At 37.0% G+C, this 10289-nt stretch carries 7 protein-coding genes; 1 reads left to right on the top strand and 6 read right to left on the bottom strand.

Annotated elements, in window-relative coordinates; all coding sequences use genetic code 11:
* Nucleotides 1–149: 149 nt before the first annotated feature.
* Nucleotides 150–1040 (top strand): DUF4010 domain-containing protein, encoded by an 891-nt coding sequence (locus M900_RS05975; protein ID WP_021273918.1) that lies wholly within the window; start codon nucleotides 150–152, stop codon nucleotides 1038–1040.
* Here M900_RS05975 and M900_RS05970 read toward each other — a convergent pair.
* The 6 genes from M900_RS05970 to M900_RS05945 form a co-directional block, all read right to left on the bottom strand.
* The gene (locus M900_RS05970) at nucleotides 1017–1913 is read right to left on the bottom strand and encodes a serine protease (protein WP_021273833.1); all 897 of its coding nucleotides are present in this window, start codon (nucleotides 1911–1913) and stop codon (nucleotides 1017–1019) included. The genes M900_RS05975 and M900_RS05970 overlap by 24 nt on opposite strands.
* A gap of 111 nt (nucleotides 1914–2024) precedes the next feature.
* Entirely contained in the window at nucleotides 2025–2981 is a 957-nt protein-coding gene (gene dmeF / locus M900_RS05965) for a CDF family Co(II)/Ni(II) efflux transporter DmeF (protein WP_021273921.1), read from the bottom strand.
* A gap of 3 nt (nucleotides 2982–2984) precedes the next feature.
* Nucleotides 2985–3263 carry a metal/formaldehyde-sensitive transcriptional repressor gene (locus M900_RS05960; protein ID WP_034731655.1) on the bottom strand — a complete coding sequence of 93 codons (279 nt, stop codon included), beginning with the start codon at nucleotides 3261–3263 and terminating at the stop codon, nucleotides 2985–2987.
* A gap of 165 nt (nucleotides 3264–3428) precedes the next feature.
* A complete protein-coding gene (locus tag M900_RS05955; RefSeq protein ID WP_084703482.1) occupies nucleotides 3429–5006 on the bottom strand; it encodes a methyl-accepting chemotaxis protein in 1578 nt (525 codons plus the stop codon).
* A 355-nt stretch (nucleotides 5007–5361) separates the two neighbouring features.
* Complete coding sequence (locus M900_RS05950; protein ID WP_094742618.1) at nucleotides 5362–7302, bottom strand: methionine--tRNA ligase; 1941 nt, start codon at nucleotides 7300–7302, stop codon at nucleotides 5362–5364.
* 96 nt (nucleotides 7303–7398) lie between these two features.
* Nucleotides 7399–10155 carry a bifunctional aconitate hydratase 2/2-methylisocitrate dehydratase gene (locus M900_RS05945; protein ID WP_021273924.1) on the bottom strand — a complete coding sequence of 919 codons (2757 nt, stop codon included), beginning with the start codon at nucleotides 10153–10155 and terminating at the stop codon, nucleotides 7399–7401.
* Nucleotides 10156–10289: the final 134 nt, after the last annotated feature.

The raw sequence follows: 10289 nt of genomic DNA, 5'->3' as shown, positions 1-10289 counted from the left end.
GCCAAGATTCATAATATATAAGTCCCTTAAATTTAAGGGGTATTTTTTTATTCAATTCAAAAAATGACTTCTATAATAAATAAATTATCCCCATTTCGCTGGAGCAGTTTAAATTGTTTTTATATCACTACCAATATATAATTTCTCTCATGCTATCATCTAGTCACAGCAACAATACATCTCAATCAAAACTACAGAGCCTTGTCAGTAAATGGCATAAGCCTATTCTTGCGTTAGTTGTACTTGTTGGTCTAATCTCATTTGTTCAAGAAGCACCAATTGACCCTTGGAATCTCCTTAGCCCTAAAAAAATTATTTCAATGATTCTTGCGCTAACTGTTTTTCAAGTTATCGGGATGGCACTAGCAGGGTTTCTAGGTGCTAAGAATGGGACTATTGTCACAGGATTTATTGGCGGAATTATTTCAAGCACACTTACGACAGCATCGCTTTCAAGAAAGAGCCGCCATCGTCACAAGTATAATTCAACACCAGAACTGCTTGGAGTTTTAACGTCATCAATTGCAATGTTACTTGAGGCCGTAACTTTAGTTATTACAGGTACTAGTAATTTTAGCTTTAGGACACTAATTCTCTTTTCTGGACCAATTATTGCTACATTAGTTATTATCTATCTTCAGTATAAGAAGCGAGGAAACCGAGAAGAACAAGAACAGACATCAGACTTTAGTATTCTTCAAACTATTCAGCTTGCCGTCTTTATAGTGCTAATAATTTCTCTTTCTAAAGTGAGCGAAAGCATCTTTGGGGAGAATGGTATCTACCTGGTAACTTCAATCGTTTCTCTATTTGAAGTTCACGGTTCTATCATTGCGAATATTCAAATGTTTGAACTCAAAAGTATTGATATCTTTGCTTTAAATAACTTGCTCGCGATATCAATACTATCATCCTATATATCAAAACTATTCTTAGTCTGGACCCTAGGAAGTTCAAGACTTCGTTTGCAAGCAACGAAATATATTATTATTATTCTATTTTCGTTGCTCTTATCTCTATTGATTTCTTGCTTTGTTTAGTAATTCAGGTAAACCAAGCTTAGTGATTCTTGTAACTTCTTCACCAATCGTACAAATCTCTTCTGTATTATTTACTGCGCAAATATTGGCGGTAGCTAAACCATCTTCTGTATCTGTAAAATCTTCTCCTCCACGTACGAGAATTCCTTCCACGAGGCCAGTGCTTTCATTAATAACTGGAGAACCAGAATTCCCACCGAAAGCATCGAGATTAGCAGTGAAAACCCATTCTTCATCCGTGTGCCATACATTGGCCCCTTTTGTTACTTTCATTGGAAGACCTAGCGGATGACCAATCATGACAAGAGAAGAAAGCTTCTCAACTGTCCCCTGCTCTCTAAACTTTAAAGGCTTTCTATCTGTCATTTTTCTGGTTAAACGAAGAATAGCATAATCAATGTAGACTTCCTCATTATTAACTTCTTGCTTATTAATGATCTCTTTACAGCCTACTGTATTCTTTTCGCTAAATGATTTTTTGGAAGCAACTTTATGGTCAAAATCAAAAATCCAAAGACTGTCTTCACAGTCCGCCTGATCAACAACACAATGTCCAGCAGTGACCATGATATCATCAGCGACAAGAAAACCAGTACAGTCAGTTAAAGTTGCTTGAGTTGTAAAAGGCATAAGAGGACTTAAGCCTTGCATTTTTAAGTTAAGATATTCGAAATTATACTTTTCACCACGCTTCCAAATGATATTTTTCTTTACCCTTCCGGCTACCGCTTTTGCCATTTCTCTATATGGATAAACATAGAAGCTATCAACTTCAAATCTTCCGTCTTCACCGTAAATCATTTTATCCATGGCAATTGACTTCGAGTTGGCAGAAAATAAAAGAGATAAGAATGTAAGCTTAAGTAATTTCATGGAGCCCTCAATTTCGTGTGAACCCCTTTTTACTTTCAACAGATGTATTCGTCAAAAGAATGAAATCATTTGTTAGAAATCTAACAAAATAAACAAAATCCCACTAAGAACCTAGGTTCTTTCTTCGATAATGAGATGCTCGATATCAAACTTTGCCAAAATCTTACTTCTATAAAACTCACTTCCTTGAGCAACTTTACTATAAACCATAAGCTCACAAGCATGTGCATTTGGCGCAATTCTCCAAATATGAAGATCTGTCACTTCCACATGAACATCATCCTCAAAGAGATTTAGAACATCTTCTTTTTTAATCAGTTTAGAGTTTCCATCTAATAACTCCCATAAAGTTGCACGACAAAGCCCATAGGCCCATTTTAAAATTACAACAGAGCCAACAATTCCCATCGCCGGATCGGCCCAGTTCCACCCCAGATATTTCCCAGTGATCAATGCAACAATTGCAAGTACAGAGGTAAATGCATCAGCAATAACATGAATAAGTGCACTTTTATGGTTATGATCATGGACATGCTCGTCATCATGATCATAGCCGTGACCGTGAGCGCAGTCATCGTGATGATGATGGTGATCGTGACCATGGTGATGATCGTGAGAATCCCACAGTAAAATTGCACTAACAAGATTAACAATCAGGCCCAAGACAGAAACACCAATGGCCGTTGAAAAATTGATATCCACAGGATTTAAAACACGATGTAGAGACTCATAGCCCATAAAAATGGCAACAAGACCAAGCATTAAAGCACTTGTATATCCTCCAAGTGGAATAAATTTCCCTGCTCCAAAAGAAAATCTTTGATTGAGCTTTTCTGAGCGTGCTAAACGGTATGCAACCAACGATATTCCCAGTGCTCCAACATGACTTGCCATATGCCAGCCATCTGCTAAAAGCGCCATAGATCCTGTGATATGACCATAAGTTATCTCTGCAATCATTGTCACAAAAGTTAATATCACGACAAGAGCAGTTTTCTTTTCATTACTTCCAATTTTACTATCTCTCATTACATAGTCATGAGAGTGAGTGTATTTTTCAACTGACATACTTTACTTCCAATACGTTTTCATTAAAGTGATTAATTCTAAAGCTGACTTATCTTGGGATGTTTTAGGGTTTTGCGGATTCGTCATAATATGTTCTTTAATATGGTCTTCCATTAAAGAGCCCATAAGACCATTCATTCCACCGCGACATGCTGAAAGTGTTTGTAGCACAGAATAGCAATCCTTCCCCTCTTCAATCGCTCTTTCGACAGCTTCAAGTTGTCCCTTTATCTTTCTTATTCTTGTTATAATTTTCTTCATATCTTGCTGCAAATGCGCCATAACACCCCCTCTCATATACTATACCCCAGTATAGTAAGGTGTAAAGTGAATGAAAAATAGGCTAAAAATTTTACACTCTATTGGAAGAAAAATATATATCAATAAATACTGTGGTTTAAAAAAATAAGACAGTATCAAAAAAGACACTGCCTTTTAAGATTAAGCTTATGCGGCTTTATCACCATACATAAGTTCACTAAGCTCAAGTATAAGGTGATTAAGCTCTTGTGATTGACTCTCAAGATTCTTTGATAGAGTTAAAGACGATTTTGCAACGTTTGTATTTCTTTCAGTGGATTCATCAAGGGTCTTCACAGCATCTTTAACCTCAAATAATCCTTTCGCCTGCTCCTGAGTAGCTGTTGATATTTCCGTTGCTGATTCTGTAACTCGGCTAATAGATGAAAAGATGTCCTCAAGTATCCTCTGACATTCAAGAGAAGTAGAACTCCCCATATCAACAGTCTCCTTAGCCCTTCCAATCAAACTCAGCATTTCTTCCTCTGTGGATTTGGCGATCATTTCAACTTTTTTTGTACTATTATCAAGCATAGTCTCAATCTCGGTTGCAGCAGTTCCACTTATCTGGGCAAGCTTTCCGACCTCTTCAGCTACGACGGCAAAACCTTTTCCGGCCTCACCGGCTCTTGCTGCTTCAACAGAAGCGTTGAATGATAGAAGCTTAGTTTGAAAAACGATATCGTTAATAACTTTTGTCTTCTCATTTATTTCCTCAATTAAATCGACGATATCTGACATTTGTTTATTATTACTTGTTATCTTTTCAATAATTTCATCGTTATGCTTGTTAATCATATCCATTGACTCAATCATTTTTCCGACAATTTTCTTCCCATTTTCAACATTGGCAAGTGAACTACTAGCAATGCTCATTGAGCTTTCACTGTTAGTAGAAGTGAGCTGAACCATTGCACTAATTTCTTCAATTGCCACAGATGTTTGCTGTAGAGAGCTTAACTGTGAGACAGAAGAACTAGAGAGATCATCTGCAGACTTCGCAATAAGTTTGGCTCCATCATTAAACTTCAAAGAACTTTCTCTTAAAGACTTAGATATCTCCTCAATAGATTTTGCCATACGATTAGAGAAATAAACTGCTATAAAAAAACCAAGAATAATTCCAATCATGGAAACTAAGAGAATCAGCAACTCAATATTATTAATCATATCTGTTGATTTCTTTTTAGTTTCTTGCAATTTATTAGAGTAGTAATTTAGAAGCTTATCCATGACCTCTCGGTAGGCAGAAGCAGCCTCGGGACAATCTTTTAAGAATATATTCATCAATCTCGTAATAGAAGTCTCGTCGTTTTTTTGTGCAAGAGCGATGGCTTCTTTACCAATATTCTCAAAATTATTCCATTTCTTTGCTAAAGCAGAAACTTGCTTCCTCTCCTCGACACTCATTTCAACTTGATCAAGCTTAGATGATTGCTCTTTGTATTTAGCAATGGCCTTGATTGACTCGTTTATCGCAGCAGCTTTTTGATCAAGTGTTAATCCTTTAAGCCCAAGGGTTCTTAATTCAATCCTAATTCTTCTGTAATTCAATGCCATAGAATTGACAATTTCCATTCGCGGTAAGACATTTTCAGTCACAACATCACTTTTTTCATGGATAAGGTTCAAACCCCTATATGAAATCACGCTAATTACAATACTGACAGAGCACAGAAACAAACATAGAGATAGTATCTTAAACTTAAAGCTAAATTTCTTCATACATCACCCTTCTTATTGCGTTAATTAATTACTATTCTCATCGTCGAGACTAACACCAGCTTAAGAATAAACATGTTAAAACTTTGTAAATTATCGAATATAAACAATAGACAAAAGTTACACACAATTAAAAACACTTACCGAATACCTAGACTAAAAAATATCAGAGAAATAAGGACCACAAAGTAATGTTAGTAACAGAGCTAAACTCATAAAATCACGACAGAATTTTTAGCGGAGTATGGTAGTAAATAATTAAGAAAATAATTTTAAGAAAACCACTCAATTGATTATATTTTCAAAAACTATTTTACGTCTATATAAAATAAAAAAGGAGCTCGAAGCTCCTTTTTTATTATTCTTCTGAACTTGCTCCAGGAAAAAATTCAACCTGCTCACCAATTTTATGGTCTGCAGGAAATTCATCCTTTAATGAATCGATTGAGTAAATCGACTCAGGAAGGTTTAGAGATTTTCTTAGCTTCTCCATTGTCTCTGGAACAAATGGAGAAAGCATTACGACAAGATTCTTTAAGATATAAAAACTTGAATAAAGAGCATCCACTCTCTCTTCTTCAGGGAACCTATCATCATGTGGCTTATACTGATTGAATAATCCATTTACAATACGAGCATAGTTTTCAACTGCTCCTAGGGCCTTTGGATATTCAGCTCTTTCCATAAAGCGTACATAAGACTGAACAACTTTTAAAGTTTCAGCTTCTGTTTTACCAATTAGCTTTCCTTTTTTTACAATTGAGCCAAATTTCGAATGACATGCAGAAATTGGTTTTTCAAACGAGGCATTTAGTGGACCAGCTAAGAACTGGTTCTTATTTTTAAAGACCTCAAAGTCAAAGTTAGAAGCTTTTTCTGATAAACTGAGTGTCGATAAGAAGTATCTAAGTTGATCTGGAGTGTATCCCATCTCATCAACTAGCTGATCTCCTGTGTAGAAGTTCCCTTTGGACTTACTCATCTTTTCACCATTTATCTGCAGGTGAAAGTTACTGAAGATATCTGTCTGTTGTAACTCTCCAGCTATTGGCTGTCTCATTGGGTCGGCCTGAACTCCAAACCACATACTTCCTTGCATAAGAACATAGAAAAATACGTTATCTGTTCCAAGAAATTGAAAAACCTTTGCTTCTGGGTCGCACCAAAAGTCTTTGTACTTATCTTCTGATAAACCTTTCTTTTTAAGAGCGACTTTAGAAAAAGAAATTGGAGCAATTAAAGATTCTGGCCATACGTAAAGAGTTTTACCTTCCATTCCCGGCTCAATATCTGTTGGAACAGGAATTCCCCAAGATACATCTCTTGTGATCGAGCGTTTTGCCCAACCGTTATTTAAAGTGCACTCAATACCCTTTTCAGTTAGAAGCTTCATCGTCACTTCAAGATCTTTAAGAGAATTTAATTGTACGAGAACTTGCTTTCCTGGAGCATAACGACTCTTATGGGCCGGAAGACTATCTTTAATTTCTTTATAAAGCGGCTCAGACTTATTTGAGAAAACAACAGAAGGATAAACTGTCCCAAAAACTTCTTGAAGGATAGATTTTCTCCATGTTTTCTCTTTTGTCGATAACCATTCAATCAATTGATCAGTTACCTTCCACATATTTAAATACCAATGATCAGTATCTTTTAACACAGGTGTTGCATCACTTAGCGTACTCTTTGGATTAATAAGTTCACTTGGATCATACTGCATTCCACACACATCACAGTCATCACTGTAAGCTGCCATATTGGTACAATTCTGATTTGGACACTGACCTTGAACATAACGATCAGGTAGGAACATACTTAGAGATGGATCAAACCACTGCTTACTTGTTTTTCTCTCAAGCATATCATTTGCATGCATCTTACGTAGGAAATCCTGGCACAGCTCCTTGTGGGCCTCAAAATTCTCTTCACGAGATGTTCCTGTGTAAGTATCAAGTCCAATTGAATATCTCTGCATTGTTTGAGATTGCTTTGCATGAACTTCTTCGATGAATTCCTGAGTCGTCTTCCCCAATTTCTTAGCGGCAACTTCACTTGTTGAGCCATGGTCATCTGTCCCACAGACAAAAAGAACATTTTCTTGCCCAATAAGAAGTTTTACCCATCTCGCATAAATATCCGCAGGAACGTGAGCTCCCGCAAGGTGACCTAAGTGAACAGGTCCGTTTGCATAAGGCATACCCGCAGTAATCACGGCCTTCTTTGGGCGAGATACGCGATCAAGGATTGATGGAATGTCCTGTTTTGGACGCATGTTTTTTTCGTTTTTGTTTTCAGTCATAGTCTATAATTTAACACTCTGGGCGCGCTCTAGTCTAGCCCTGGAACTAAAAAACCGGCACAAGGGCCGGCTTTATGATATTCAATTTTTTTTACGTTACTTTAATGGTGGCGCATAAGAAGTAAGAACAATTCCATCTACTGCTTTTAAATACTCATCCATATTTGGTGTTCTTCCTAAGATTGTCGAAAGAATAACAACTGGAGTAGAAGCAAGAAGTGACTCCCCTTTTTTCTCATCAGTATCCTCAACAACTCTTCCTTGGAAAAGACGAGTTGAAGTGGCCATTACCGTGTCACCTTTTTCAGCTTTTTCTTGGTTCCCCATACAAAGGTTACAACCTGGTCTTTCAAGATACATCATATTGTCGTATTTCTTTCTCGCGTCAGACTTTGGGTTTGCATCGTCAAATTCAAATCCTGCATACTTTTGTAGGATTTCCCAATCACCTTCTTTCTTTAACTCATCAATGATATTGTAAGTTGGAGGAGCAACAACAAGTGGTGCTTTGAACTCAACCTTACCTTGGTCTTTTTCGATATTCTTCAACATCTGAGAAAGAACTTTCATATCACCTTTGTGAACCATACATGATCCAATGAATCCAAGGTCAACTTTCTTCTCTCCACCGTAGTAAGAAATTGGTCTGATCGTATCGTGAGTATATCTCTTCGATACATCTTCGTTGTTAACATCTGGGTCAGCAATCATTGGCTCAACGATTTGATCAAGATCTACCGTAAACTCTGCAAAGTACTTCGCATTTGCATCTGGCTTAAGTGGAGGTCTAGAACCAGTGTTGATTTCATTGATTCTAGCATTTGCCTTATCAACAAGCCCTTGAAGAACTTTAGCTTCGTTATCCATACCCTTATCAATCATGATTTGAATTCTATCTCTAGCAATCTCAAGAGACTTAATTAGAGTTTCTTCATTTGAGATACAGATTGAAGCTTTTGCTTTCATTTCTGCTGTCCAGTCAGTAAATACGAATGCCTGGTCAGAAAGAAGAGTTCCAATATGTACTTCAATAATACGTCCTTGGAATACGTTATCACCAAATTTCTTAAGCATTTGAGCTTGAGTCGCGTGTACAACATCTCTAAAGTCCATATGATCTTTAAGAGTTCCTTTGAAAGTAACTTTTACAGATTCAGGAATTGGCATTTCAGCTTCACCTGTTGCAAGAGCAAGAGCTACTGTCCCAGAGTCAGCACCAAAGGCTACACCTTTTGACATTCTTGTGTGAGAGTCTCCACCGATAATGATGGCCCAGTCATCAATTGTAATGTCATTTAATACCTTGTGAATAACGTCAGTCATCGCAGGGTATTTCTTCTCAGGAGATCTTCCTGTAATCAAACCAAACTTGTGCATAAAAGACATAAGCTTAGGAATATTCGCTTGAGCTTTTGCATCCCATACAGAAGCTGTGTGACATCCTGATTGGTATGCACCATCGATATTAGAAGCAATTGTTGTAGCGGCCATTGACTCAAGTTCCTGGCAAGTCATAAGACCCGTTGTATCTTGAGAACCTACGATATTAACTTTTACTCTAACGTCACTTCCAGCATGAAGAACTTTACCTTCTTTAACTCCTACCGCATTTCTGTTGAAGATTTTTTCAACAGCAGTAAGACCTTGACCTTCATGAGAAATTTCTTTTGAAGGAGCAAATGCAGATTTCAGCTCTTGTCCAAGAGCCATTGCTGCAAATGTTTGAAGCTTTTTACCAAATACTACTGCATATGATCCACCAGCTTTAATTGACTCAAGCTTTTGTGGAGTAAGAGCTTTAGAAATATCGATTAATTCTTTATCCCCATTATAAAGCTTCTTAGTTTTTGTATTAATTGTGAAAACTGTACCTGTCTCTACAGAATAAACCTGCTCAAGAACCGGCTCACCTGCTTCATTTAGAACTGGCTTGCCATCAGCATCAACTTTCTTCTTCCAGTTTTTAAGATCGATTCCAATCCCACCAGTAACGTCAACTGTAGTTAAGAAGATAGGCGAAATTCCATTTGTCCCACCAACGATTGGTGCAATATTAATAAACGGAACGTATGGACTTGCTTGCTTTCCTGTCCAAAGTGCAACGTTGTTAACACCAGACATTCTCGAAGAACCCACACCCATTGTACCTTTTTCAGCAACAAGCATCACTCTCTTGTCTGGGTGTTGTTTTTGAAGAGCAACGATCTCCTTTTGTGCTTCTTCAGAAATCATACATTTTCCATGGAGCTCTCTATCTGAACGAGAGTGAGCTTGATTACCTGGAGAAAGTAAGTCAGTCGAAATATCACCTTCACCAGCAACAAAAGTTACAACTTTAATCTCTTCTTCAACAGCTGGAAGATTTGTAAAAAATTCTGCTTTCGCGTAGCTTTCGATTACATCTTTAGCGACTGCGTTTCCAGCATCAAATGCCTTTTTTAATCTTGCTGTATCAGCGTCATATAAGAAGACCTGAGTTTTTAAAACATCACCTGCCGCCTTAGCAATCTCTGCATTTTCACCAAGAGCAAGATCGAGAAGTACACCAATAGAACGTCCACCTTTCATATGAGAAAGTAATTCAAATGCAAACTCAGTTGAAATTTCAGCAACAGCTGCTTTTCCAAGAATAATTTCTTTCAAGAACTCAGCTTTCTCTTCAGCCGCACTAGTTGTACCTGGAATAATGTTATAGATAAAAAAGTTTAGAGAATCTTTTCTGTGCTCGTGATTTGCATCTTTAATTTGAGCAATAATCTCTTTTGTTAATTCAGCCCCATCAATTGGCTTTGGTCTTAGATCTTGTTTTTTTCTTTCTTCAATTTCTTTTAAATAATCTGTGTATAAACTCATAACTTACCCAAACCTATTACGTCGTTTATGACGCACTCATTAATAATAATTCTAATATGCAAATACTCTATCATAAGGTGCACATGTCATAAATGATTATTTCTCTAACATCGTGACTCTCTTTAAGATAATGC

It is taken from the genome of Bacteriovorax sp. Seq25_V, assembly GCF_000447795.1.
Lineage (GTDB): Bacteria > Bdellovibrionota > Bacteriovoracia > Bacteriovoracales > Bacteriovoracaceae > Halobacteriovorax_A.
The sequence above is the reverse complement of the archived record's forward strand: the minus strand, read 5'-3'. Positions and strand labels throughout refer to the sequence as shown.

What these genes read in the sequence shown, in the direction of transcription:
- dmeF (WP_021273921.1), bottom strand. Translation starts at nt 2,981, where the DNA reads ATGTCAGTTGAAAAATACACTCACTCTCATGACTATGTAATGAGAGAT.
- M900_RS05945 (WP_021273924.1), bottom strand. Translation starts at nt 10,155, where the DNA reads ATGAGTTTATACACAGATTATTTAAAAGAAATTGAAGAAAGAAAAAAA.
- M900_RS05955 (WP_084703482.1), bottom strand. Translation starts at nt 5,006, where the DNA reads ATGAAGAAATTTAGCTTTAAGTTTAAGATACTATCTCTATGTTTGTTT.
- M900_RS05970 (WP_021273833.1), bottom strand. Translation starts at nt 1,913, where the DNA reads ATGAAATTACTTAAGCTTACATTCTTATCTCTTTTATTTTCTGCCAAC.
- M900_RS05975 (WP_021273918.1), top strand. Translation starts at nt 150, where the DNA reads ATGCTATCATCTAGTCACAGCAACAATACATCTCAATCAAAACTACAG.
- M900_RS05960 (WP_034731655.1), bottom strand. Translation starts at nt 3,263, where the DNA reads ATGGCGCATTTGCAGCAAGATATGAAGAAAATTATAACAAGAATAAGA.
- M900_RS05950 (WP_094742618.1), bottom strand. Translation starts at nt 7,302, where the DNA reads ATGACTGAAAACAAAAACGAAAAAAACATGCGTCCAAAACAGGACATT.